Genomic DNA, 25,145 nt, shown 5'->3' with positions numbered 1-25,145 from the left:
ACGCATGTCAATCGATTTCGACTTCATCCTCGACACGCTGCGCCAGCTGCTCGCGGCCGTGCCGACCACGCTGGGCCTGTTCTTCGCGTCGCTCGTGCTCGGCGGCCTGCTGTCGCTCGTGATCGTCACGATGCGCGTGTCGCCGCACTGGCTGCCGAACCGCTTCGCGCGTGCGTACATCCTCGTGTTCCGCGGCTCGCCGCTGCTGATCCAGATGTTTCTCGTGTATTACGGGCTCGGCCAGTTCGGCGTGATTCGCGAAAGCTTCATGTGGCCGCTGCTGCGCGAGCCGTACGTCTGCGCGGTGCTGTCGCTCGCACTGTGCACGGCCGGCTACACGGCCGAGATCGTGCGCGGCGGGCTGATGGCCGTGCCGGTCGGGCAGATCGAGGCCGGTTACTCGATCGGCCTGTCGGGCTTCGCGCTGCTGCGCCGCGTGATCGGCCCGATCGCGTTGCGCCAGTGCCTGCCCGCGTATTCGACCGAAGCCGTGCTGCTGGTCAAGTCGACCGCGCTCGCCAGCCTCGTGACCGTGTGGGAAGTGACGGGCGTCGCGCAGCAGATCATCCAGCAGACCTACAGGACGACCGAAGTGTTCGTGTGCGCGGCGTTCATCTATCTGGGCCTGAACTTCATCGTCGTGCGCCTGCTCGGTGCGCTCGAATGGCGGCTCTCCGGTCACCTGCGCGCGCCGAAGCCGTCCGCCGCACCCGCCGCGACGACACGCAATCCCCGGCGCGTGGCGTCCTGAGCGTCCCCGTCCTTTCCAGGAGAATCCGATGAACACCGCTGCTCCCGTTGCGCTGTCGGTCAAGAACATCCACAAGTCGTTCGGCGATCACCACGTGCTGAAGGGCATCTCGCTCGACGCGCACGAAGGCGACGTCATCTCGATCCTCGGCGCGAGCGGCTCGGGCAAGAGCACCTTCCTGCGCTGCCTGAACCTGCTCGAAACGCCCGACGACGGCTCCGTCGCGCTGGCCGGCGAGGAACTGAAGATGAAGCGCGCGCGCGACGGCAAGCTGCAGCCGGGCGACCGGCGGCAGGTCGATCGCATCCGCTCGCAGCTCGGGATGGTGTTCCAGAACTTCAATCTGTGGTCGCACATGACCGTGCTCGACAATCTCGTCGAAGGGCCGTTGCGCGTGCTGAAGCGCAGCCGCGCGGAAGCGGTCGAGGAAGCCGAGGCGCTGCTCGCGCGCGTCGGCCTCGCGGACAAGCGCGGCTACTATCCGGCACACCTGTCGGGCGGCCAGCAGCAGCGCGTCGCGATCGCGCGGGCGCTCGCGATGCATCCGAAGGTAATGCTGTTCGACGAACCGACGTCGGCGCTCGACCCGGAGCTGGTCGGCGAAGTGCTGCGCGTGATGCGCTCGCTCGCGGAGGAAGGGCGCACCATGCTGGTCGTTACGCACGAAATGGGCTTCGCGCGGCACGTGTCGAATCGCGTGATGTTCCTGCATCAGGGCGAGGTCGATTCGGACGGGCCGCCTGACGCGTTGTTCGGCGGCCAGTGTTCCGAGCGCTTCCGCCAGTTCGTGTCGAGCCATCACGACCGCGCCGCGAACTGAGGACGTCATGACCGTATTCCGTTCTGCACGGCCGCTCGACTGGCGGCAGATTGCGGCCGTCGCGGCCGGCGAACCGCTGGGGTTGACCGACGCCGCGCGCGAGCGGATCGCCGCGGCGCGCGGGCTCGTCGACGAGATCGTCGCGCGCGGGATTCGCGCCTATGGCGTCAATACCGGCGTCGGTGCGCTGTGCGACGTGATCGTGTCGCCGGCGCAGCAGAGCACGCTGTCGCGCAACATCCTGATGAGCCACGCGGTCGGCGTCGGCATGCCGCTCGGCGCGGCCGAAACGCGCGCGATCATCGCGGCCGCGATCAACAACTTCGCACACGGGCATTCGGGCGTGCATGCCGATGTCGTCGAACAGCTCGTCGCGCTGCTCGAACACGATTGCCTGCCGGAGGTGCCGGCGCACGGCTCGGTCGGCTACCTGACCCACATGGCGCACGTCGGGCTCGTATGCATCGGGCACGGTCATGCGCGCCATCGCGGCGAGCGCGTGCGCGGCGACGAGGCGCTGCGCCGCATCGGTCGCGAACCGCTCGCGCTCGGTGCGAAGGAAGGCCTGAGCCTGGTCAACGGCACGCCCTGCGTCACGGGGCTCGCCGCGCTCGCGCTGGCGCGCGCGGAGCGGCTGCTCGACTGGGCCGACTGGATCGCGGCGGCGAGTTTCGAGAATCTCGGCGGGCAGCTTGCCGCGTTCGACCCGGCGTCGCTCGCGCTGCGGATCTCGCCCGGCATCGGGCACGTCGGCGCGCGCCTGCGGGCGATGCTCGCGGGCAGCCCGATGCTCGCCGCGGCAAGCGGGCGGCATACGCAGGATCCGCTTAGCCTGCGCACGATCCCGCACGTGCACGGCGCGGCGCGCGACGTGTTCGCGGTGACGGCGGAAGTCGTCGACCGCGAGCTCGCGTCCGTCACCGACAATCCGATCGTCGCCGGTACGCGCGACGCGCCGGTCGTTCATTCGCAGGCGCATGCGGTCGGCGCGGGCATCGCGCTGGCGATGGACAGCCTCGCGGCGGCCATGGCGCAGGTGGCGGCCATCGCCGAGCGGCGGCTGGACCGTCTCGTCAATCCGCTCGTGAGCGGGCTGCCGGCGTTTCTCGCGGCGCCCGGCGGCACGTGTTCGGGGTTCATGATCGCGCAGTACACGGCGGTCGCGCTCGTCGCGCAGAATCAGCGACTGGCGGCGCCGGCGAGCCTCGACGGCGGCATTACGTCGGGGCTGCAGGAAGATCACCTGTGTCATGCGACGCCGGCCGCGCTGAAGGCGCTCGACATCATCGAGAACGCGACGCGCGTGCTCGCGATCGAGTTGCTGGCCGCCGCGCAGGCGTACGATCTGCAGGCGAGCGAAACGGAGCGGGCGGCGTCGACCGATGCGCTGTGGCGACAGGTGCGCGAACGGGTGAGCGCGTATCACGACGACCGGCCGCTTGCCGACGACATCGCGATCGCGGCCGGGATCGTCGCGGGCGAGCCGCCGTCCGTGCTGTAGCGGCACGACGCGCGACGCGTGACGCGCGGCGGGGCATCCAACCTTCATTCGGTCGAGGGCGCATGAACGAAACGGAACGATACATACCGGCGCGGCGGGCGGTCGCATCGGGCGACGACGTGCCGGCACGCGCGCTGCCGGCGTACCAGCAGATCAAGCGCTACGTCGTCGAGCGGATCGCGAACGGCGACTGGAAGCCGGGCGGCGCGATTCCGACCGAGGCCGAACTGGTCAAGGAGTTCGGCGTTGCCCGGATGACGGTGTCGCGCGCGCTGCGCGAGCTGACCGCCGAGCGCGTGCTGACGCGCATCCAGGGCGCCGGCACGTTCGTCGAGCGCCGGCATTACGAATCGACGGTGCTGGAAATCCGCAACATCGCGGACGAGATCGCGGAGCGCGGTCACCGGCACAGCGCACGCGTGCTGCTGATCGAGCGCAGCGTCGAGCCGGAAGCGATCGATGCGCTGGGGCTGCGGTCGGGTCCCGTGTTTCATTCGCGCATCGTGCACTACGAGGAAGACGAGCCGATCCAGTTCGAGGATCGCTACGTCAACCCGGCATTGTTTCCCGACTACCTGGAGCAGGATTTCACGATCGAGACGCCGAACCATTACATGGTGCGGCTGGCGCCGATCCAGCGCGCGGAGTTCCGGATCTATGCGGAGAAGCCGAATGCGCAGGTGCGTCGGCATCTCGTCATGGAAATCGGCGAACCGTGTCTGTTATTGAGCCGCCGCACATGGGTCGGCGAGCACGTCGCCACGTCGGTCAGGCTGTGGCATCCGGCGTCGCGGTTTCATCTGGCGGGGAGGATGTAGGGTATCGGCGCCGTCGGCGTGCAGCCGTTTGCGTATGGGTCGAGATGCCCGGGATGTCGCAGTCGGGCACTTGCTCGACGCGCCTGCCGCAGCCGGCGGCGGACGAAAGATCGGCGGCCGCGCTGCGTACCTTCCCCACGGGATGCTCGGCCTCGATTGCCGAGCCGGCTGCCGCAATGGCGTCACGATCTTGCGCGGCGCTCGTGCGCGCCTGATGCTGCGTGGCCGTGGCCGAGCGCATGCTGTCGATGGCGTTGACGTATGCGATGGAGCGCAAGCAGTTCGGCAAGCCGATCGCCGATTTCCAGCTCGTGCAGGTGATGCTCGCCGACAGCAAGGCCGAAATCTATGCGGCGCGCTGCATGGTGGTGGATGCCGCGCGCCGGCGCGACGCGAAGCTGCCGGTGAGCACCGAGGCGTCGTGCGCGAAGCTGTTCGCGTCCGGGATGTGCGGGCGCGTGGCCGATCGCGCCGTGCAGATTTTCGGCGGCGCGGGCTATATGGCCGAGTACGGTATCGCGCGCTTCTATCGCGACGTGCGCCCTGTTCCGCCTCTACGAGGGCACGACCCGGATCCAGCAACTGGTGATCGCGCGCATCATGATCCGTGATGCGCGATGACGGGCGTCGGAAAAGGTGCCGCAGTGCCGCGGCGGGATGGAGCCGGCACGCCGAACGACAGCGCGGCGAATGGCCGGCGGGCGCCGGCGCGGCCGGGCTCGAACGGCGCGCGCCGCGACGATGCGAACCGGGCATGGGTGAAAGGCGCCCCCCATTACGACTGGATGGATCACGCGCCGCCTTTCGATATTCGCGACTGATCGGCCGCCGGCCTTTCATCCGACATGCGTCGGCCGACGGCCCGCAGGCGGAGTCTCGCGCCCGGTCGGCTGGATACCATTTGCTGTCGCGATGTCGATTGCCGTTTGCGCAAAGTGTGGCAAGAATGCTGATGGCCGGCAGCCGGCCCGATGCAGCTGTGCGCGACGACGCGATCCGCGTGCCGGCCACCCGATCCGGCGGCGGACAGGTCGCGCCGACAGCTTTCTTCAACCCCAACGATCCATGGCAGCCGTGACTCCTACCCCCATCCAGTCCATCCTGATCGCGAACCGCTCGGAAATCTCGATTCGCGTGATGCGTGCCGCCGCCGAGCTGAACATGCGTACGGTGGCGATCTATTCGAAGGAAGACCGGCTCGCACTGCATCGCTTCAAGGCGGACGAGAGCTACCTGATCGGCGAGGGCAAGAAGCCGCTCGCGGCCTACCTCGACATCGACGACATCCTGCGCGTCGCGCGGCTGGCGAAAGTCGATGCGATCCATCCGGGCTACGGCTTCCTGTCCGAGAATCCCGATTTCGCGCAGGCCGTGATCGACGCTGGCATCCGCTGGATCGGCCCGTCGCCGGACGTGATGCGCACGCTCGGCAACAAGGTGGCCGCGCGCAATGCGGCGATCGCGGCCGGCGTGCCGGTGATGCCCGCGACCGCGCCGCTGCCGGACGATCTCGACGCGTGCCGCGCGCTGGCCGCGGAAGTCGGCTATCCGCTGATGCTGAAGGCGAGCTGGGGCGGCGGCGGACGCGGGATGCGCGTGCTTGAGAACGAGCGCGATCTCGAGACCCTGCTGCCCGTCGCGCGGCGCGAGGCGCTGGCCGCATTCGGCAACGACGAGGTGTACGTCGAAAAACTCGTGCGCAATGCGCGGCACGTCGAGGTGCAGGTGCTCGGCGACCTGCACGGCACGGTCGTGCATTTGTACGAGCGCGACTGCACGGTGCAGCGGCGCAACCAGAAGGTGGTCGAACGCGCACCGGCGCCGTATCTCGATCGCGACGGCCGTCACGCGCTGTGCGAAGCGGCGCTGCGCCTGATGCGCGCCGTTGGCTATACGCATGCGGGCACCGTCGAATTCCTGATGGATGCCGACACCGGCCAGTTCTACTTCATCGAGGTGAATCCGCGGATCCAGGTCGAGCACACGGTGACCGAGATGATCACCGGGATCGACATCGTGAAGGCGCAGATCCGCATCACCGAAGGCGGCCGGATCGGGTTGGCCGAGGACGCGACGGACGGCGACGGCGCGCTCGTCGCGCGCGCGGCCGGCGTGCCGGAACAGCAGGCGATTCCGCTGAACGGCAACGCGCTGCAATGCCGGATCACCACCGAGGATCCGGAGAACGACTTCCTGCCTGACTACGGGCGACTTACCGCCTATCGCAGCGCGGCGGGCTTCGGCGTGCGTCTCGACGCCGGCACCGCCTATGGCGGCGCGGTGATCACGCCGTACTACGACTCGCTGCTCGTGAAGGTGACGACCTGGGCGCCGACGGCGGCCGAATCGATTCATCGGATGGATCGCGCGCTGCGCGAGTTCCGCATTCGCGGCGTCACGTCGAACCTGCAGTTCCTCGAGAACGTGATCAACCACCCGTCCTTCATCGCGGGCGACGTGACGACGCGCTTCATCGACAAGACGCCGGAGTTGCTCGCATTCGCGAAGCGCGGCGATCGCGCGACGAAGCTGCTGCGCTATCTCGGCGAGCTGAACGTGAACGGCAACGCCGAGATGAGCGGCCGCACGCTGCCGGCACTGCCGTTGTCGAAACCCGTGCTGCCGAAGATCGATACGGCCGTGGCGATCCCGGCCGGCACACGCGATCGCCTGCGCGAGCTCGGCCCGGAGAAATTCGCGAGCTGGATGCTCGACCAGAAGCAGGTGCTGCTGACCGACACGACGATGCGCGACGCGCACCAGTCGCTGTTCGCGACGCGCATGCGCACGGCCGACATGCTGCCGATCGCGCCGTTCTATGCGCGCGAGCTGTCGCAGCTGTTCTCGCTCGAATGCTGGGGCGGCGCGACCTTCGACGTCGCGCTGCGCTTCCTGAAGGAAGACCCGTGGGAGCGGCTCGCGCTGCTGCGCGAGCGTGTGCCGAACATCCTGTTCCAGATGCTGTTGCGCGGCTCGAACGCGGTCGGTTATACGAACTACGCGGACAACGTCGTGCGTTTCTTCGTGCAGCAGGCCGCCAGTGCCGGCGTCGACGTGTTCCGCGTGTTCGACTCGTTGAACTGGGTGCGCAACATGCGCGTGGCGATCGATGCGGTGGGCGAGAGCGGGATGCTGTGCGAAGGCGCGATCTGCTACACAGGGGACCTGTTTGACACGTCGCGCTCGAAGTACGACCTCAAGTATTACGTTGGCATCGCGCGCGAGCTTCAGCAGGCCGGCGTGCACGTGCTCGGCATCAAGGACATGGCCGGCATCTGCCGTCCGCAGGCCGTCGCGACGCTCGTGAAGGCGCTCAAGGAAGAAACCGGGCTGCCGGTGCATTTCCATACGCACGACACGAGCGGGATCGCCGCGGCGTCGGTGCTCGCGGCAGTCGGTGCGGGCTGCGACGCGGTGGACGGCGCGCTCGACGCGATGAGCGGGCTCACGTCGCAGCCGAACCTGTCGAGCATCGCGGCGGCGCTGGCCGGCAGCGAACGGGATCCGGGGCTGGATCAGGATCGCCTGCACGAAGCGTCGATGTACTGGGAAGGCGTGCGCCGCTATTACGCGCCGTTCGAGTCGGAGATCCGCGCGGGCACGGCCGACGTCTACCGTCACGAGATGCCCGGCGGCCAGTACACGAACCTGCGCGAGCAGGCGCGCTCGCTCGGCATCGATCATCGCTGGACCGAGGTATCGCGCGCGTATGCGGACGTCAACCGACTGTTCGGCGACATCGTGAAGGTCACGCCGACGTCGAAGGTGGTCGGCGACATGGCGCTGATGATGGTCGCGAACGACCTGAGCGTGGACGACGTGCGCAGCCCGGACAAGGACCTCGCGTTCCCCGAGTCGGTCGTATCGCTGTTCAAGGGCGAACTGGGCTTCCCGCCCGACGGCTTCCCGGCCGAACTGTCGCGCAAGGTGCTCAAGAGCGACCCGCCGGCGCCGTATCGTCCCGGCGACCAGATTCCGCCGGTCGATCTCGACGCGGCGCGCAAGCAGGCCGAGGCCGCGTGCGAGCAGCCGCTCGACGATCGGCAGCTCGCGTCCTACCTGATGTATCCGAAGCAGACGGTCGACTACTACGCGCACGTTCGCGCATACAGCGATACGTCAGTCGTGCCAACGTCGGCGTTCCTGTACGGGCTGCAGCCGCAGGAGGAGGTGGCGATCGACATCGAGCCGGGCAAGACGCTGCTCGTGTCGCTGCAGGGGCAGCACGCCGATGCGCAGGACGGCATCGTGAAGGTGCTGTTCGAGCTGAACGGCCAGTCGCGTTCCGCGCTGGTCGAGCAGAAGACGGTCGTGCAGGCGGGCAAGGAGCGGCATGGCCTGCAGCGCGCCGATCCGGGCAATCCGCTGCACATCGCGGCGCCGATGCCGGGCTCGGTGGTGACGGTGGCCGTGCAGCCGGGGCAGCGCGTGGCGGCCGGCACGACGCTGATCGCGCTCGAGGCGATGAAGATGGAAACGCACATCGCGGCGGAGCGCGACTGCGAGATCGCGGCCGTGCACGTGAAGCCCGGCGAACGGGTGGCGGCGAAGGATCTGCTGATCGAGCTGAAGGGCGAGGCCTGACACGCAGATGGGGCGGCATCGCGGCGCAGCGTGTCGCGATGCGATGGCCTGGCGTCGCGTCGAATGATGGTCGACGGCGCAGCCGCCGCGCACGAGCTTGCACGTGCGCACGCGGCTGCATCGGGATCCATGTTCCGTACTTTGGTGGTCCGAGCCGCATGCGCTTCGTCTCGAAAGGGGCGGGAGAGCACCGTGCAGCAGAACCGCACAACGATGCGGGACCATTTCCACATTCGACCGCTGTTCAAAGCACGGAACATATCGCCGCTACGATTGACTCGAGTCAAGGAGACCGTCATCTCGTCGGCGACCCGATCGGCACCGACACGAATCCGAAGCGGCGCACGCCACGCCGGTCGGCATCCGTCATGACGCGAGTCGGCCTGAATCCCGGCAGAGAGTGGCGCATAATATTTTGATGTCGACCCTTGGCAGGAAGAGGGTTTTATGCGCTGCACGATATGCGGATCCGAGAATCCTCCCGGTGCGAGGTTCTGCCAGGAATGCCAGGCCGTGCTGGCCCGCACGTGTCCGCATTGCGGGCATGACACGGAGCCTGCGGCCCGCTTCTGCAGCCATTGCGGGACGTCGCTGGCTACGCCCGCGGCTGCGCCGCCGCCTGCCCGATCATCGGGGCGGGAGCCGCCACCGCCCCCCGTTCATTACACGCCCGATCATCTCGCCGAGCGGATCCGTGCCGAACACGCGGCCATGGAAGCACGCGGCGAGCCCGCCGGCGAACGCAAGACCGTTACCGCGCTGTTTGCCGACATGGCCGGGTCGACCGCGTTGATCCACGATCTCGATCCCGAAGTCGCGCATCGCTTGATCGTGCCCGTGGTCGAGCTGATGATGGAAGCGGTTCATTACTACGAAGGGTACGTGGCAAAATCGCTCGGCGACGGCATCCTCGCGCTGTTCGGCGCGCCGATCGCCCACGAAGACCATGCACAGCGAGCGCTTTTCGCCGCGTTGCGCATGCAGCAGGCGATGCGGCAGCACGGCGATCGCATTCGTCTGCAGGAAGGCATTCCTCTGCAGATTCGCGTCGGCGTCCACACGGGCGAGGTCGTCGTCCGTTCGATCCGTACCGACGACTTGCACACCGAGTACGATCCGCTCGGGCATACGATCCACATCGCGTCGCGGATCGAGGGCATCGCCACGCCCACGTCGATTCTCGTCAGCGAGTCCACCCACAAGCTGGCCGAAGGCTATTTCGAGTTCAAGGCGCTCGGGGCGACGCAGCTCAAGGGCATTCCCGCGCCGCTCTGCGTGTACGAGGTGCTCGGCCTGGGCGCGTTGCGCACGCGCTTGCAACTGTCGGCGCACCGCGGTCTCGCGCGCTTTGTCGGCCGCGAAACGGAAATGGAACACCTGAACCGGGCCCTGGAGACCATGAGGGCCGGGCAGGGGCGCGTGGTCGGCGTGGTGGGGGAGGCCGGCGTCGGCAAGTCTCGCCTGTTCCACGAGTTCAAGGAGCGTTCGCGGCGTGGCGTGCTGGTGCTGGAGACGTTTTCGGTATCGCACGGCAAGGCGTTTCCCAACTTGCCGCTCATCGAACTCCTGAAGAATTATTTCCAGATCACGACACAGGACGACGAGCGGCGCTGCCGGGAAAAGGTCATCGGCAAGGCGCTCGCGCTCGAGCGCAGTTTCGAGGACCTCGTGCCGTACATCCTGTATCTGCTTGGCATCGGCGAAGGCGGGCCGGTACTCGTCGAGATGGATCCGCAGATCCGGCGCGAGCGCACCTTCGACGCGATCAGGCAGCTTCTCGTGCGAGAGAGCCAGAATCAGCCCGTCCATTTGCTGTTCGAGGACCTGCAATGGCTGGACCGTGAAACGGAAGCCTTTCTCACCTACCTGATCGACCATGTGCCGGACGCGCGCATCCTGCTGCTGGTGAACTACCGCCCCGAGTATCGGCCCGCGTGGGCGCACGCCGCGCATTGGAGCACGCTGCGGCTCGAACCGCTGGGCCCCTCCGACGCGCAGGGGCTGCTCGCGGCGCTGCTCGGCGAGGATCGCTCGCTCGTGCCGCTGAAGCAGCTCATTCTGGAGAAGACGGAGGGCAACCCGTTCTTCATGGAGGAAGTGGTCCAGACGCTCGTCGAGGAGCAGTCGCTGCTCGGCGATGCGGGGCGCTATCGCATCGTCGAGACGCCGGCGACGCTGCACATTCCGACCACCGTGCAGGGCGTGCTCGCCGCTCGTATCGACCGGCTTCCGATCGAAGAAAAGGAACTGCTGCAGGCGCTCGCGGTGATCGGCCACGAGTTTCCGTTCAGCCTGATCCGGCGAATCTGCGGCAACGAGACGGCACGGGACGACGAACTGCGGCGTCTGCTCGCGCATCTGGAAGCGGCGGAATTCATCTACGAGCGTCCCGCGTTTCCCGAAGTCAATTATTCGTTCAAGCACGCGCTGACCCAGGAGGTGGCCGGGCGCTCGTTGCTCACGGAGCGGCGCACCACGCTGCACGAGCGCACCGCGCAGGCGATCGAGGTGCTGTTCCCGACGCGCATCGCCGATTACTGCAGCGAGCTTGCGCACCACTACAGTCAGAGCGGCAACATTCCCAAGGCGGTCGAATACCTGCATCGTGCGGCCCAGCAGGCGTTGCGCCATGCCGCCCATCACGATGCCATGAATCACCTCGGCGCGGCGCTGGCGTTACTGAAGGGCTTGCCCGACACACCCGCGCGTGCGCATTGGGAGCTGACGCTGCTGCTTTCCCTCGGGCCGGTGTTGATGGATGTGCGCGGGTATGGCGCGACCGAGGTGGGCGCGACCTACAGGCGCGCGCTCGAGTTGTGCGAGCGCACCGGAGAGGCATCGCAACGCTTCGCGACGCAGTTGGGCTTGCGGATACATCACGGGGTGCGCGGCGACCATGCGCTCGGCATGGAGCTGGGCATGCAGATGCTCCGTACGGCCCAGGATGCGAACGATTCAGGCCTCCTCATCGAAGCACAGAGCGCACTGGGGGCGTGCTTGTTTCTGCAGGGCGATTTCGGCGCGGCGCGCACAAACATGGAACAGGCCCTGGCGCTCTACGATCCGGAGCGGCATCAGGCACACGTCTTCACGCACGGAGTGGATCCCGGCATCCGGGCACTCAGTTTCCTTGTGCTGATCCTGTGGATCCAGGGGTATCCCGACCAGGCGCTCAAACGCAGCGCCGAAGCGCTTGCGCTCGCCCAGAACCTTGCGTATGGACCCTCTCTGGCGTTCAGTCTGACCTATACGGCGCACTTGCATCAACTGCGGCGGGAGCCGGTGCTGGCCGCCGAGCGCGCGGAAGCGGTCATTGCCGTATCGACCGAGCACGGCTTGCCGTACTGGCTCGCGTGGGGGACGATTCTGCGAGGCTGGGCGACGAGCGCGCAAGGCAACATCCAGGACGGCATCGCGCAGATGCGGCAGGGCCTCGACGCGCAGCGGGCAGCCGGCGGCGAAGACCAGCGTCCTTTTTCGCTCGCGCTGCTCGCCGACAGCTACTGGCGCGCGGGTGACGAGAGCGCGGCACGGGGCTTGCTGGAAGAGGCCATGGCGATCGTCGAGAAAACCGGCGAGCATTGCTACGAGGCCGAGCTGTACCGGCTCGCGGGACGCTATCTGGCTGGCGGCGCGGGCAAGGAAGGCACGGCACAGGAATGCGACGACGAGGCTGTCGACTGCTTTCACGGAGCGATCGAGCGAGCGCGCCGGCAGGGTGCCCGGGCGCTGGAACTGCGGGCGGCGTCGGACCTCGCCCGGCTGCTGCAACGGCAGGGGAAGACCGTGGAAGCGCGGCAAGCACTCTCCGAGGTGTACGCCTGCTTCACGGAAGGCTTCGACACGAGCGACCTGCGAGAGGCGAAAACGCTGCTGGATGCATTGGGGGACGCGCGAACAGAATGAGTGGACCTGCGGCGCACGACGACCCGTCGTGTGACCGCGTGCCGTCCACGACCTGCCGCTGCTTGAGGAGACGGGCATGACAACCACGCACACGAGACGCCGCAACGATGTCCCGCGCAAACCGATCGCGCTGGCCTTGCAGGGGGGCGGGATGCACGGCGCATTCACCTGGGGCGTGCTCGACCGGCTGCTCGAGGACGGCAGGCTCGAAATCGATGGCGTCAGTGCCACCAGCGCGGGCGCGATGAACGCCACCGTACTCGCCTACGGGCTGCTGAAGGGCGGCGAGGACGGTGCGCGCGAGGCGCTGCACGACTTCTGGCAGGCCGTCGCGCAATCGGCCGAGCACTACAACCCGCTGCGCTGGATGCCCTGGCTGAAGGGCACGCACAGCTTCGGGCTCGATCATTCGCCGCTGTACGCATTCGCCGACATGATGCTGCGCGTCTTTTCGCCGTATCAATTCAATCCGAACAACCTGAATCCGCTGCGCGAAGTGCTCGAGCGCCGGGTCGACTTCGACGCGCTGCGCAAGCACTGTCCGATCCGGTTGTACCTGTGCGCGACCAACGTCGAGACGGGGAAGATACGCATCTTCACGGGCGAGGATGTCAGTGCCGACGCGGTACTGGCATCGGCATGCGTGCCGACGCTGTTCCAGGCGGTCTCGATCGATGGCGAGTATTTCTGGGATGGCGGCTACATGGGCAATCCGGCCATCTATCCGCTGATCTACAACTGCGCGACGCGCGACGTCGTGATCGTGCACATCAATCCGCTCGTGCGCCGCGGTATACCCATCACGGCGGCGGAGATTCTCAACCGTATCAGCGAGATCAGTTTCAACTCGTCGCTGATGCGCGAGATGCGCGCCATCGCGTTCGTCACCGACCTGATCCAGCAAGGCACGATCAAGCGCGGCGAGATGAAGGAAATGCTGATCCATTCCATTCGCGCGGACGACGCGCTGAGCGCGTTGAGCGTATCGAGCAAGTACAACGCCGACTGGGGATTCCTGAGCGAACTGTGCGACCACGGGCGACGCGAAGCGGATGCGTGGCTCGCGCATCACTACGGCCACATCGGGCAGCGGTCGAGCATCGACATTCGCAGGGAATTTCTCTGAGTGCATCGCGGTAATGTCGGCATGGGGCGAGCGTGCGCGGGCGCCCCGGGCCAAGGAGCGAACGTGAACCGGACGCAGGCGCGGTTCGTCGCGTTGTGGTCGTACTGCGGCGGGACACATGCCGAGGATGTCTATCGCATGCTCGCGCGATGCTATACGGAGCCGGCGCGCCACTACCATACGCTCGTGCATGTCCGGCGATGCCTGCGTCATCTCGACCTGGCGCGCGGCTCGATTCCCGAACCGGACGCCGTCGAACTCGCGCTCTGGTTCCACGACGTGATTTTCGTTCCTGGCGCGCAGGACAACGAACAGCGCAGCGCGGACTGGTTCCGATACCAGGCAGACGGGCGAATCCGCGCGTGCGACCCGATCTGCGCGATGATTCTCGCGACGACCCACCAGGGCATCGCCGCGGACCCGGATACCCGTTTCGTGTGCGACATCGACCTGGCCGTGCTTGGCGCGTCCCGCAGCCGATTCCGCGAGGATGGCCGGCGCCTGCGCGCGGAGCGCCCCGATCTCGACGACCAAGCTTACGATCGTCACGAACGGAAGATTCTGCGCGGACTGCTCGAACGCCCGCGCATTTATCTGACGGATTTCTTCTACACGCGCTGCGAGGCGCCGGCACGCAGAAATCTGAGCTGGCGGCTCGGCTTGCCGATTCCGGCGTGACGGCACCGGCACGTTCCGGCACGGATCGCACCGCGCGACCCCGATGGGCGCGGCACGCCCGCAGCGTCGGCCGCGCCGGCGGCGGCCGTTCGTGCCGGCGGCGAGCTGCGCCAGCGTGGCGGGCACGCCGTTCAGGAACGCGTCGACCAGTTCAGGAACGCGTCGACCAGTCGTGCGATTTCGGTGTCGAGATCGTCCGGCACCGGCAGCCCGTAGATCCACTTGCGGATACCGAAATAGACGATGCTCGCGTGCAGGCTCCGGACCCGCTCGATTTCCGCATTGCGTCGCGCTTCGGTCGTCGGCTCGGCGAGGTCGTATTCATGCCGCAGCTCGCGCAGCACCGGCAGGAATACGCGGTCGCGCAGCCGCGACAGGTAGCGCGTGTTGCAGCCCTCGCGGCTGAGCCCGGCGAAGATGAACGTGCGGACCCCTTCGCGTCGCAGTACGGTTTTCGCGTACGCGCGGTAGAACGCGACGAGCCGATCGTGCAGCGAGCGCGCGCGATCGGCGATCAGTTCTTCCCAGTTGGCATTCCACGTGTAGATTTCGTCGTACACGCGATCGATCAGCGCGTCCTTGCTCGGAAAGTATCGGTACAGCAGTGGCTGGGTAATACCGATCTGCCGCGCGAGCTGCCGGAAAAGCCGTGCGTCGCGAAGTGATCGATCGCCTTCTCGACGATCTGCCGCTCACGCGCTTCCGGCGTGAGCCGGCGACCCGACGCGACGGCATTGCCGCCGACGTTCGTCCCGCGCTCGCGGGCCGGCGTGCTGCGTTTTCTTGCTGTCATTTGACAGCTCCCGATTGCGCGCATGCCCATGCTATCGATTGAAAAATAGCACGATCGGCGCCCCGGATAGGGCGCGCGACGCGGCACCTGTCGCGCCGCGAAATCCGTTGCGGGACGGTCCTGTGCAGGACGGCGCTCGCACCGGCGCCTCATGCCCCGGGCCGCATATTCAGAAAAATTCAGGATGCCGCCATGACTTTAAGGCGCATCTTCACTAGTCTTGCTTTCGAATCGCCGCACGGGCCGCGCGCCCGTCGGCAAGCTCAAGGAGAACTCGATGATTGCCCCGAAGTTGCGACAGGTATTGCTGACGACCGCCGTGTTCGGCGCATTGCTGGCGAGCGTGCCGGCCCATGCCGATACGACGCATCTGGTCGAGTCCACGTCCGGGCGTGTACCGGCCGTCGCGGTCGGCCCGCAATACGATACGACGCACGTCTGCGTCGCGCCGGAAGATTTCGACCGCTTTACCGACAGCTTCGTCGCGACGTTCGGCGGCAAGAAGTCGAAGCAGGGCGTGTTCCAGGTCACGCCGACGCCGAGCCAGACGATGTCGCAGCTCGTGCTGACGCCGGTCGGCACGGTTTCGGTGTTCGGCTTCAAGACGCCGATCCCGTATCCGTTCTGCGACGAGCGCACCGGCTATCTCGTCACCGACATGGACGTCGCGGTGAAGTCGGCGCGCGCGCACGGCGCGGACGTGATCGTCGACACGTTCCCGGACCCGATCGGCCGCGACGCGATCGTTCGCTGGCCGGGCGGCGTGAACATGCAACTGTACTGGCATACCGAAGCGCCGCACTACGATGCGCTGCAGACGGTGCCGGAAAACCGCGTGTACGTGTCGCCGGAAAGCGCGAACAAGCTGGTGCACGATTTCGTCGCGTTCTCGCGCGGCAAGGTCGTGTCGGACGTGCGCCACGCGCCGGGCGTCGAGATCGGCCGGCCGAACGACACGTACCGCCGTATCCGCATCGAATCGGGCTTCGGCAAGATGACCGTGCTCGCGACGGATGGCCATCTGCCCTACCCGTTCGGCCGCGAGATGACGGGCTACGAAGTGTCCGATCTCGCCGCGACGCTGAAGCAGGCGCAGGCGGCCGGCGTGACCGTGCTCGTGCCGACGTTCACGTCGGACGGTCGCGACGCGGCGCTCGTACAGTTCCCCGGCGGCTATGTCGCCGAGATCCACGCGCGGTCGAAGTGATGGGACCCCGGTCGAGGAAAGGCGCGTGGCGCGGCATGCTGCCGGCCGCCGTACTGGCGGCGGGCGCCGCGACGTATGCCGGTACGGCAGCCGGCGCCGACGCGTCGTCGGCGCCGCCCTCGGCCGACGGCACGTCGTGCACCGCGAAGCGGCCCACCGTGCTGTTCAACCGCTGGCAGGAAGACTGGTCGGTACTCGCGAATCCGTGCGTGCCGCGCAAGCCGCTCGATGCGCTGAAGTACATTCCGCTGGGCGGCGACCCGTCGACGTACCTGTCGCTCGGCGCGAACCTGCGCGAGCGCTTCGAGCTGAACAACGCGCCGCTGTTCGGGCTCGGCGCCGCGCACGACGACAATTACGTGATCCAGCGCGCGAACGTGCACGCGGACCTGCGCGTTGCCGGGCATTTCCAGGCGTTCGTGCAGTTCGAGGATGCGCGGCCGTTCGGCAAGGATACGGTCGGGACGGTCGATCGCAACCAGCTCGATATCGAACAGGCGTTCGTCGCGTACGTCGACCAGCTGGGCGGCGGCACGTTCAAGACCCGCATCGGCCGTCAGGAGATGGCGTTCGACTTGCAGCGGTTCGTGTCGGTGCGCGACGGGCCCAACGTGCGCCAGGCATTCGACGCACTGTGGGCCGATTACGAAATCGGCAAATGGCGGCTGATCGGCTATGTGACGCGCCCGGTGCAATATCGCAACGACGCCGTGTTCGATGACGTGTCGAACCGTCACCTGAGATTCGACGGCGTTCGCGTCGAGCGATCCGGCGTGGGGCCCGGCGACCTGTCGGCCTACTGGTCGCGCTATACGCGCGATAACGCACGCTATCTCGCCGGGGCCGGCACCGAACGGCGCGACGTGTTCGACGTGCGCTACGCGGGCAAGTCGGGGCAACTGGACTGGGACGCCGAGGCGATGCTGCAGACGGGGCACATCGGGCCGGACACGATCGGCGCATGGGCGTTCGGTACGCTGGGCGGCTACACGTTCACGCAGACGCCGGGCACGCCGCGCATCGGCATTCAGGTCGACGGCGCGTCGGGCGACAGGCATCCCGGCGACGGGCGCATGGGCACCTTCAACCCGCTGTTCCCGAACGGCTACTACTTCACGCTTGCCGGCTACACGGGCTACAGCAACCTGATTCACGTGAAGCCGTCGCTGACGTTCAAGCCGGCCAGCAACGTGACGGTGCTGACCGCGGTCGGTTTCCAGTGGCGCGCGACGACGGCCGACGCGATCTACGGACAGGGGATGTCGGCCGTGCCCGGCACGGCTGGAAAGGGCGGCGGATGGACGGGCATGTATGCGCAGGCGCGCGTGGACTGGCTCGTGAACGCGAACGTGGCGCTGGCCGTCGAGGCCGTGCACTTCCAGCTTGCCGACTCGATTCGCGCGCTCGGCGCGCGCAATGCCGACTACGTGGGCATGGAAGCCAAGTTCGGCTGGTAACGCGGCGCGCCGTGCGATTCAGTGCGGCGCGCGAGCCGGCGCTTCGGCGGCATCCGTGAACGCGCGCGGCGCGGCGCGTTCGTGTCGTCGTCTTCGTGCGTATCGCAACGATGCGCCGCATGCCGCTCGCATTCCATCTGCCGACCGACGGCATGGAGCGCGCCGGGTGGCCGCCTTCGGAACGATTCATGTGTCGCTCAGGATTATTCCGGATCCCGACGGGTAAGCTCGGTGTCACGGCATGACGTCGACTAAGCAACGTGCTCGAGCGCGTCGCGAACAGGCGGTATAGGGTCGGCGCCGCGCACATCGCGTTTCCCGGGCTCGGGCACTTGCGCAAGGACGGCGAACGGTACGACCGGGTGCCGCTCAACTACGATGCGACGCCGCTGCAATAGCGTGAGAAATAGCGAGAGAAACAGCGAGAGAAACAGCGTGTGAGCGTGCCTCCGGCACGGGCGGCTCAGCGCGACACGCCGCGCCGCCATGCGCCGGGCGGATGGCCGACGATGCGCGCGAAGACGCGGTTCAGGTGGCTCTGATCCGCGAAGCCGCAGACCACCGCGATTTCCGCGAGCGTCATGTCGGTTGTCTCGATCAGCTGGCGGGCATGGGCCACGCGCTGTTCGAGCAGCCATTGATGCGGTGTGCGCCCGGTCGTTCGCGAGAACGCGCGAATGAAATACCCGCGCGACAGCTCGCATTCGTTCGCGACTTCCTCGATCGACACGCCGAGATCCGCTTTCTCCATCAGAAGCTCTTTCGCGAGCGCGACCTTGGCCGGCGACAGCACGCCCTTGCGCTGCAGGTCGCGCGCGCGCGCATTGCCGTAACGGCGGGCCAGGTGCGTGCCCATCGCGAGCCCCATCTGCTCGACGAACAACGCGTTCAGCGCGCCGGACCCATCGAGGCTGTCGGCGACCGCGTGCGCGAGGTGGCCCAGCACCGCGTCCTGCACGTCGGGCGCGCAACTCAGGCCGCCGATTTCGAGGCCGTCGTGCTCGCGGCCGAGGTCGTCCAGGTAGCGATGCGAAAGCTCGACGAGGACGAAGTCGAACTTGCCGTACAGGTCGGCGCGGAAATTCCGCGAAAAGTCGCGAACGTAGATCGAGTTGTGCTGAAACCACCGCTCGGATTTGTCGGAGCCGCGATAGATCGTTCGCCGGTGACCGCCATTCAGCGACACGCCGACCAGGAAGCCGCGATCGCTGGCCGCCATCTCGATGCGCTCGAACTGTTCGCCGCGCATGCATTTGCGGTGAAGCGTCAGGCCGCCTGCGGACCTTTCAATATCCTTGGACAGCAGGTTCGACACGCATCCGAGCGTGTCTTTCGGCGGTGCCGCCGGTGGCATGACGAGGGGATTGGGCATGTCGGAAAATCCTTCGGAGTGGGACGGCGGGCGAGCGTCCTTGCGTCCGGTACATACTGCGGGCCGGATAGGCCGAAGATAACTTGAACAAATGTCCACTGCTTGACGAAATGCTTGCAGCGGACTGCTGCGCGCGGTGCCGGGGCACGATCGGCACGCAAACGCGCGATATCGCAATGATATCGCCCGATCCGCATTTTCGCGGCGCCTGATCGGCCGCCGCCGCCGGCGCGGGGCATCAGCGCATTTTCCTTCAAGATTTCTGAAAATACCGGGTTTACACTTGGCCTACTTTTTTTCGAGACTTTGAACCCGCCCTGAAGGGCAGGCCGGGTGCGGACTCCCGCCCCGGTGATCTGCTGCGTTCACATGGCGGTCATCGTGGGGAACCTGGAGGCGGCCATGATCCAGATCGGCGCTTTATCGGTGGATTTCGAGCAGCGGGACATTCGCCGTCACGGCGCGTCGCTGCGTATTGGCGCGCGCGCGCTCGACATACTTGAAGTACTGCATCGCGCCAACGGTTCCGTCGTGTCGAAGGACGACATCATGGATGCCGTCTGGCCCGGCCTGATCGTCGAGGAAAACCGGCTGCAGGTGCATGTCGCGACGTTGCGCAAGGCGCTCGGCGCGAGCCGCGACCTGATCAAGACCGTCCCGGGCCGCGGGTACCTGCTGATCGCGAATCCGCCCGTCGCGCACGCGGTGGCGCCGCGCCCGGCTGACGCGGCACCGGACGCCGAAGCGGCGCACCCGACTCCGTTCGTCGGGCGCCGGGCCGAGATCGAGCAGATCGTCGACATGATCGACCGCGTGCCGGTCGTCACGCTCGTCGGCGCGGGCGGCATCGGCAAGACGAGCCTGGCCGACCGGGTGGCGCACGTGCTGCGCAGCCGGGCCGGCGAGCGCGTGCTGTTCGTGGAACTGGCGCGCGCCGCGACGCACGACGACGTGCTGCTCGCGATTGCCGCGGAACTGGGGCTCGAAACGGACCGCGTGCCGGCCGTCGGCCGGATCGGCGATGCATTGGCCGTCTCGCGCTGCCTGCTCGTGCTCGACAACGCGGAGCACGTCGTCGACCTGGTTGCCGACCTCGTCGAGTCGCTGACGGCGCGTGCCGCGCCGTTGCGGGTGCTCGTGACGAGTCGCGAACCCCTGCATATCTCGATCGAAGCCGTGTTTCGCGTGAGTCCGCTGGCGGTGCCCGACGGCGCGGCAACGGCCGACGAGATCGTGCGTCATGCGGCCGTCGAGTTGTTTCTGGCGCGCATTCGCGCGGCCACGCCCGATTGCGTGGTCGACGCAGCCGGCATCAGGCTGGTCGGCGATATCTGCCGGCGGCTCGACGGGCTTCCGCTCGCCATCGAACTGGCTGCCGCGCGCGTGGCGACGCTCGGGCTCGAGATCGTTGCATCGCGTCTCGACGACCGGCTGAACCTGCTGACGGGCGGGCTGCGCTCCGCATTGCCGCGCCATCAGACGCTGCGCGCGACGTTCGACTGGAGCTACGTGCTGCTGGATCCTGCCGCGCGTGCGCTGTTTCGCCGGATGGCGTGCTTCGTCGGCCCGTTCACGTTCGATGCCGCCCGCGAAGTCGCGATGGATCCCGACATGTCGCCCGCCGACATGACCGCGGTGCTCGGCGAACTGGTCGCGAAGTCGCTCGTGACCGTCGAGTTCAACGGCGCGCAGGCGCGCTATCGCCTGACCGAATCCACGCGCGCGTACGCACTCGAGAAATTGCACAACGAGGGCGAGTTCGAGCGCATCGCCGAGCGTCATGCGCGCCATGAACACGCGCAAGCGGAAGCCCGCGCGTCGGCTCACGCGCAAGCCACGCGCGTGGCCGATACGCCCGCGGCGCTCGAGCCGCCCGTCCCGGAAGCCGACGCATTGGCGCTCGCGTTGCGGGAGCCGGCGCGGATGCGCGACGCGTCGATACCGGCGCGGCGCGCGCTCGATGCAATCGACGCCGGCGCGCTCGGAGCCGTCGATGCGGCGCGCGAGATGCGGTTGCGCGCCGCCTACGCGTCGGCGCTGCTGCATACGGACGGCGATACGCAGACGGTCGCCGCGATGTGGGAGCGCACGCTCGGTCTCGCCGGGCGGGTCGGCGACGACGCATTCGACGCATGTGCGCTGGTCGGGCTGTGGAACACGATGCTGGCGCGCGCCGACATTCCCGAATCGCTGCGCTATGCGATGCGCTTCGAGCGGGCCGCCGAGCGGCGCGGCGACCGATCGCAACGGGTGCTGGCGAACGCGATGGTCGCGACTTCGCTGCATTACTTCGGCGAGCATGCGCAGGCGCGCGAGCGGCTGGAGGCGGCAACGGCCGAGCTGGCCGAGGCGGGCGAGGCGTCTTGCGCGGTAGCGGCGCTCGGCGTCGACGTTGCGACGCTCGGCCGGACGATGCTGGCGCGGCTCGTCTGGATGCAGGGCGAGCCGGAATATGCGATGCGGCTCTGTGCGCAGGCGGTCGAATCCGCGCGGCGCAGCGGGTCGGCGCTGGCGTCGTGCATCGTGCTCGGCGCCGCGGCCGTGCCGATCGCGTTGCGTTACGGCGATCACGACGTGATCTCCGACTATCTCGCGGCGCTGCGATCGGCCGCCGAGGCGAACGGGTTCGACATCTGGCTCAGCCACGCGGAATGCCTTGCCGGGCAGTTCGACATGCAGGCCGGCCATCCCGGCGCCGGGCTGGCGCGGCTCGAGCCCGCGCTGCGACGCATCGAGGCGAGCGGATGCCGGCGCCTGCTCGCGCCGCTGGTGGTCGCGTATGCGGAAGGGCTGACGCGCACGGGTCGCGCCGCCGAGGCCGGCGCGAAGCTCGACGCGACGCTCGCGTGCTGTCGCGCGCGAGGCGAGCATCTGTTCGTGCCGGAACTGCTGCGGGTCAGGGGGCTGGTGATGCTCGAACAGGCGCGCACGGCCGACGCGGAGCGCGCGATCGCGTGCGAGGCGGACGGGCACCGGCATCTGCGGATGGCGATCCAGGCCGCGAACGCGCAGGGCGCGGCAATGTGGGCGCTGCGCGGCACGCTCGATCTCGCCGATCACCTGATCGAGCGCGGGCATATCGCGCAGGCGTCGTCGCTGGTGGCCAACCTGTCCGGGCACGTCGACCCGCAATCGCGCGCGTTCGACGTGCGCCGCCTGGCGCGGGTGAAGAGCTTCATCCGCCCGGAGACGACGCAGCCGGCGGGCGATGCGCGCATGCGGCACGAGACCGCCGACGCAATGCAATCGGCGGCATGACGGCGCGTGCGGACCGCACGGGACACGCCCGCGCACCGCGGCCGGCCGATCGTTCAATATTCAAGGGAGGGTGGATGGTCCGTGTAACGTCAAACCGCAGGCATGCCGCGCGCGGTCGCATGCCGGCCTGCGGCGCGAGCGGGGAGGCTGACGGTGCTTAGGGCGACGCAATGCGCGGAATCGGCGGACCTCATCGTCTACAACGGCAAGATCGCGACGCAGGACGACACGCAGTCGTTCGTGACCGCGCTCGCGGTGAAGGACGGCCGGATTCTCGCAGCCGGCAGCGGACACGAGGTCATGCGCCATGCACGCGAGCACACGCTTCACATCGACCTGAACGGCCGCACCGTGATCCCGGGGCTGAACGACTCGCACTTGCACGTGATCCGCGGCGGCCTGAATTTCAACCTGGAACTGCGCTGGGACGGCGTGCCGACACTGGCCGAGGCGCTCTGCATGCTGCGTCGCCAGGTACTGCGCACGCCGGCGCCGCAGTGGGTGCGCGTCGTCGGCGGCTGGACCGAATTCCAGTTCGCGGAAAAGCGCGGGCCGACGGCCGCCGAACTCAACGCGATCGCGCCCGATACGCCGGTCTTCGTGATGCATCTGGGCGACAGCGCGCTGCTGAACGCCGCCGCGCTGCGCGCGATCGGCTATGGCCGCGACACGTCCGATCCGCCCGGCGGCGAGATCCAGCGCGATCGTGCCGGCCGGCCGACCGGCATGCTGATCGCCCGCCCGGACATGGCCGTCCTGCACGCGGCGCTCGAGAAGGGCCCCAGGCTCGGTTTCGACGAGCAGATGAATTCGATGCGGCACTTCATGCGCGAACTCAACCGCCTCGGCGTGACCAGCGCGATCGACGCCGGCGGCGATTTGCAGGCCTATCCGGACGATTACGCCGCGATCATGGCGCTCGCCGAGCGCGGGGAGATGACGGTGCGCATCGCATACAGCCTGTTCGCGCAGCACCCGGGGCACGAAACCGACGACTACGCGCGCTGGATGACGCTGGCGAAGCCCGGCGACGGCGATGCGTTTCTGCGGATGAACGGCGCCGGCGAACTGCTGGTGTATTCCGCGGCCGATTTCGGCAATTTCCTCGAACCGCGTCCGGAGCTGCCCGACGCGCTCGAGGCGGAACTGACCGCGGTCGTCCGGCTGCTGGTCGGGCGCCGCTGGCCGTTCAGGCTGCATGCGACGTACGACGAGTCGATCGGCCGCTTCCTGAACGTGCTCGAAGCCGTGAACCGCGACGTTCCGTTCGACGGCCTGCGCTGGTTCTTCGATCATTGCGAGACGATTTCGGATGCGAACATCGCGCGCATCGCGGCGCTCGGCGGCGGCGTGACGGTCCAGCACCGGATGGCGTTTCAGGGCGAGTACTTCGTCGCGCGCTATGGCGCGCAAGCCGCCACGCGCACACCGCCGATCCGCGCGATGCTGCAGGCCGGCCTGCCGGTCGGCGCCGGCTCCGATGCGACGCGCATCGCGAGCTACAACCCGTTCGTGTCGTTGTACTGGATGGTGTCCGGGCGCACGGTCGGCGGTACCGTGCTTTACCCGGAAGAGAACCGGCTGAGCCGGATGGAGGCGCTGCGCCGCTATACGGTCGGCAGCGCGTGGTTCTCGAACGAAGACGATCGCAAGGGTGCGCTGGTACCCGGCCGGTATGCGGATTTCGCGGTGCTGACGGACGACTACTTCACGATCGACGAGCCGCGCATCAAGCATCTGTCGTCGGTCCTGACGATCGTCGACGGCAAGGTCGTGCACGCGGACGACGAATTCGCGCCGCTGGCGCCGCCGCCGCTGCCGGTGAGTCCCGCGTGGTCGCCCGTGGCCGAGTTCGGCGGCACCGGCGGGCGGCGTCCGGCCGCGTCGGCGCAGCCGCGCGCCGCGGCCGATACCGGCCGCGAGACCGGTTTCGTGCGCGCATACGGACGCCGTTTCGTGCGGCGCCTGCATGCGGCCGCAACGGAACGCGTCGAGCCGTACGACGCATTCGGTTGCCTCGGCGCGGCCTTTTAGGCGATGGATGCCGGCACGTGCGACGGCCAGCTCGACCCGTGCCGAGCGAAGAATAAGCAACTTTCCGGCCCCGGCACGGGGCAGAAGAAGGAGACGAGATGAGTGCTGCGCACACGTGCGCGCCGGCAGATGACGAAGTCGCGGGCGTCCGCATTCCGAGGACGACGGTCGCGATCGAGGCCGCGGAAGCCGCGCGCGCGTCGCTGCCGCGCGCGATTGCCGATCACGCTTGCCGGGTATTCGTGCTCGCATCGCTCGCCGCGCGCGATGCTCGCGATGCGAGCGAAAGGTGCGATGCCGAGGCGCTGTACGTGGCCGCGATGTACGCGAACATGGGCTTGAGTCCCGCGTATTGCCGCTCGACCGCGCGCTACGAACTCGACAGTGCCGATGCCGCGCACGCGTTCCTGCTGCGGCACGGGTCGCCGCAGCCCATGTGCGACGACGTATGGCGCGCAATCGCGCTGCATACGACGCCCGGCGTGGCCGCCCGCGTGTCGCCGCTGGCGCGCGCATTGTCGTCCGCGGTCGCGACGGACCTGATGGCCACCGGCTTCGAGGCGTATTCCGCCGACGCGCGCCGTGCGCTGCTCGCCGCGTACCCGCGCGGCGACGGGTTCGGCGCCGCGTTCCTCGACGCGGTCGCGCGCGGGGTCGCGCACCGGCCGGCATCGACGTTCGGCACCTGGAGCGCCGACGTGCTCGAGCGGGCCGATCCGGACTTTCACCGGCCGAATTTCTGCGGACGCGTGCTGGGCGCGCGCTGGAACGACGCCTGAAGGGGCCGTTGCGAAGAGGCGGGCGGCTTTGGCCGCAGCCGGCATGTCCGGCCGGGCATTG

General features: G+C 67.9%; 15 protein-coding genes and 3 pseudogenes. 16 read left to right on the top strand and 2 right to left on the bottom strand.

What is annotated here, in order from left to right:
- Positions 1–4: 4 nt before the first annotated feature.
- The 10 genes and pseudogenes from DIE15_RS32265 (at position 5) to DIE15_RS32215 (ending at position 14,184) form a co-directional block, all read left to right on the top strand.
- Complete coding sequence (locus DIE15_RS32265) at positions 5–751, top strand: ABC transporter permease (RefSeq protein ID WP_124835405.1); 747 nt, start codon at positions 5–7, stop codon at positions 749–751.
- A 28-nt stretch (positions 752–779) separates the two neighbouring features.
- Entirely contained in the window at positions 780–1,571 is a 792-nt protein-coding gene (locus tag DIE15_RS32260) for an ABC transporter ATP-binding protein (RefSeq protein WP_011660730.1), read from the top strand.
- Positions 1,572–1,578: 7 nt separating this feature from the next.
- Positions 1,579–3,072: a histidine ammonia-lyase gene (gene hutH / locus DIE15_RS32255; protein WP_057924206.1), complete on the top strand. Its 1,494-nt coding sequence runs from the start codon at positions 1,579–1,581 to the stop codon at positions 3,070–3,072.
- A gap of 62 nt (positions 3,073–3,134) precedes the next feature.
- Complete coding sequence (gene hutC / locus DIE15_RS32250; RefSeq protein WP_057924207.1) at positions 3,135–3,890, top strand: histidine utilization repressor; 756 nt, start codon at positions 3,135–3,137, stop codon at positions 3,888–3,890.
- A gap of 221 nt (positions 3,891–4,111) precedes the next feature.
- Positions 4,112–4,511, top strand: a pseudogene (locus DIE15_RS32240) (acyl-CoA dehydrogenase family protein); the annotation flags it as partial.
- The gene (locus tag DIE15_RS32235; RefSeq protein WP_124835403.1) at positions 4,508–4,711 is read left to right on the top strand and encodes a hypothetical protein; all 204 of its coding nucleotides are present in this window, start codon (positions 4,508–4,510) and stop codon (positions 4,709–4,711) included. The pseudogene DIE15_RS32240 and the gene DIE15_RS32235, both read left to right, overlap by 4 nt.
- A gap of 244 nt (positions 4,712–4,955) precedes the next feature.
- Positions 4,956–8,474, top strand: coding sequence for a pyruvate carboxylase (locus DIE15_RS32230; protein WP_124835401.1), 3,519 nt, complete (start codon positions 4,956–4,958; stop codon positions 8,472–8,474).
- Positions 8,475–8,921: 447 nt separating this feature from the next.
- Entirely contained in the window at positions 8,922–12,380 is a 3,459-nt protein-coding gene (locus DIE15_RS32225) for an adenylate/guanylate cyclase domain-containing protein (protein WP_124835399.1), read from the top strand.
- A 76-nt stretch (positions 12,381–12,456) separates the two neighbouring features.
- Complete coding sequence (locus tag DIE15_RS32220; protein WP_124835397.1) at positions 12,457–13,506, top strand: patatin-like phospholipase family protein; 1,050 nt, start codon at positions 12,457–12,459, stop codon at positions 13,504–13,506.
- A 138-nt stretch (positions 13,507–13,644) separates the two neighbouring features.
- Positions 13,645–14,184 carry a hypothetical protein gene (locus tag DIE15_RS32215; RefSeq protein ID WP_173938480.1) on the top strand — a complete coding sequence of 180 codons (540 nt, stop codon included), beginning with the start codon at positions 13,645–13,647 and terminating at the stop codon, positions 14,182–14,184.
- A 149-nt stretch (positions 14,185–14,333) separates the two neighbouring features.
- Here the strand turns inward: DIE15_RS32215 and DIE15_RS32210 are convergent.
- A pseudogene (locus tag DIE15_RS32210) lies at positions 14,334–14,977 on the bottom strand (TetR/AcrR family transcriptional regulator); the annotation flags it as partial.
- A 277-nt stretch (positions 14,978–15,254) separates the two neighbouring features.
- Between DIE15_RS32210 and DIE15_RS32205 the strand changes: the two are divergent.
- The 3 genes and pseudogenes from DIE15_RS32205 to DIE15_RS37890 all read left to right on the top strand — a co-directional run.
- Positions 15,255–16,184, top strand: coding sequence for a hypothetical protein (locus tag DIE15_RS32205; protein ID WP_057924489.1), 930 nt, complete (start codon positions 15,255–15,257; stop codon positions 16,182–16,184).
- Entirely contained in the window at positions 16,184–17,641 is a 1,458-nt protein-coding gene (locus DIE15_RS32200; protein WP_124835395.1) for an alginate export family protein, read from the top strand. The genes DIE15_RS32205 and DIE15_RS32200 overlap by 1 nt, the downstream gene beginning before the upstream one ends.
- 263 nt (positions 17,642–17,904) lie before the next feature.
- A pseudogene (locus DIE15_RS37890) lies at positions 17,905–18,039 on the top strand (MBL fold metallo-hydrolase); the annotation flags it as partial.
- 65 nt (positions 18,040–18,104) lie between these two features.
- Here the strand turns inward: DIE15_RS37890 and DIE15_RS32190 are convergent.
- Positions 18,105–19,013: an AraC family transcriptional regulator gene (locus tag DIE15_RS32190; protein ID WP_124835393.1), complete on the bottom strand. Its 909-nt coding sequence runs from the start codon at positions 19,011–19,013 to the stop codon at positions 18,105–18,107.
- Between the two features lie 402 nt (positions 19,014–19,415).
- Between DIE15_RS32190 and DIE15_RS32185 the strand changes: the two genes are divergently transcribed.
- From DIE15_RS32185 to DIE15_RS32175, 3 genes are all read left to right on the top strand, one after another.
- The gene (locus DIE15_RS32185; RefSeq protein WP_124835391.1) at positions 19,416–22,271 is read left to right on the top strand and encodes a winged helix-turn-helix domain-containing protein; all 2,856 of its coding nucleotides are present in this window, start codon (positions 19,416–19,418) and stop codon (positions 22,269–22,271) included.
- 102 nt (positions 22,272–22,373) lie between these two features.
- Complete coding sequence (locus tag DIE15_RS32180) at positions 22,374–24,305, top strand: amidohydrolase (RefSeq protein ID WP_260428400.1); 1,932 nt, start codon at positions 22,374–22,376, stop codon at positions 24,303–24,305.
- A 98-nt stretch (positions 24,306–24,403) separates the two neighbouring features.
- Entirely contained in the window at positions 24,404–25,084 is a 681-nt protein-coding gene (locus DIE15_RS32175; protein WP_124835389.1) for a phosphohydrolase, read from the top strand.
- The last annotated feature ends 61 nt before the right edge of the window (positions 25,085–25,145 follow it).

It is taken from the genome of Burkholderia sp. Bp9031, assembly GCF_003857965.1.
In the GTDB taxonomy this organism is placed as follows: Bacteria; Pseudomonadota; Gammaproteobacteria; order Burkholderiales; family Burkholderiaceae; genus Burkholderia; species Burkholderia ambifaria_A.
This window is presented reverse-complemented; position numbering and strand designations above follow the sequence as displayed.

What these genes read in the sequence shown, in the direction of transcription:
- DIE15_RS32265 (WP_124835405.1), top strand. Translation starts at nt 5, where the DNA reads ATGTCAATCGATTTCGACTTCATCCTCGACACGCTGCGCCAGCTGCTC.
- DIE15_RS32260 (WP_011660730.1), top strand. Translation starts at nt 780, where the DNA reads ATGAACACCGCTGCTCCCGTTGCGCTGTCGGTCAAGAACATCCACAAG.
- hutH (WP_057924206.1), top strand. Translation starts at nt 1,579, where the DNA reads ATGACCGTATTCCGTTCTGCACGGCCGCTCGACTGGCGGCAGATTGCG.
- hutC (WP_057924207.1), top strand. Translation starts at nt 3,135, where the DNA reads ATGAACGAAACGGAACGATACATACCGGCGCGGCGGGCGGTCGCATCG.
- DIE15_RS32235 (WP_124835403.1), top strand. Translation starts at nt 4,508, where the DNA reads ATGACGGGCGTCGGAAAAGGTGCCGCAGTGCCGCGGCGGGATGGAGCC.
- DIE15_RS32230 (WP_124835401.1), top strand. Translation starts at nt 4,956, where the DNA reads ATGGCAGCCGTGACTCCTACCCCCATCCAGTCCATCCTGATCGCGAAC.
- DIE15_RS32225 (WP_124835399.1), top strand. Translation starts at nt 8,922, where the DNA reads ATGCGCTGCACGATATGCGGATCCGAGAATCCTCCCGGTGCGAGGTTC.
- DIE15_RS32220 (WP_124835397.1), top strand. Translation starts at nt 12,457, where the DNA reads ATGACAACCACGCACACGAGACGCCGCAACGATGTCCCGCGCAAACCG.
- DIE15_RS32215 (WP_173938480.1), top strand. Translation starts at nt 13,645, where the DNA reads ATGCTCGCGCGATGCTATACGGAGCCGGCGCGCCACTACCATACGCTC.
- DIE15_RS32205 (WP_057924489.1), top strand. Translation starts at nt 15,255, where the DNA reads ATGATTGCCCCGAAGTTGCGACAGGTATTGCTGACGACCGCCGTGTTC.
- DIE15_RS32200 (WP_124835395.1), top strand. Translation starts at nt 16,184, where the DNA reads ATGGGACCCCGGTCGAGGAAAGGCGCGTGGCGCGGCATGCTGCCGGCC.
- DIE15_RS32190 (WP_124835393.1), bottom strand. Translation starts at nt 19,013, where the DNA reads ATGCCCAATCCCCTCGTCATGCCACCGGCGGCACCGCCGAAAGACACG.
- DIE15_RS32185 (WP_124835391.1), top strand. Translation starts at nt 19,416, where the DNA reads ATGATCCAGATCGGCGCTTTATCGGTGGATTTCGAGCAGCGGGACATT.
- DIE15_RS32180 (WP_260428400.1), top strand. Translation starts at nt 22,374, where the DNA reads ATGCCGCGCGCGGTCGCATGCCGGCCTGCGGCGCGAGCGGGGAGGCTG.
- DIE15_RS32175 (WP_124835389.1), top strand. Translation starts at nt 24,404, where the DNA reads ATGAGTGCTGCGCACACGTGCGCGCCGGCAGATGACGAAGTCGCGGGC.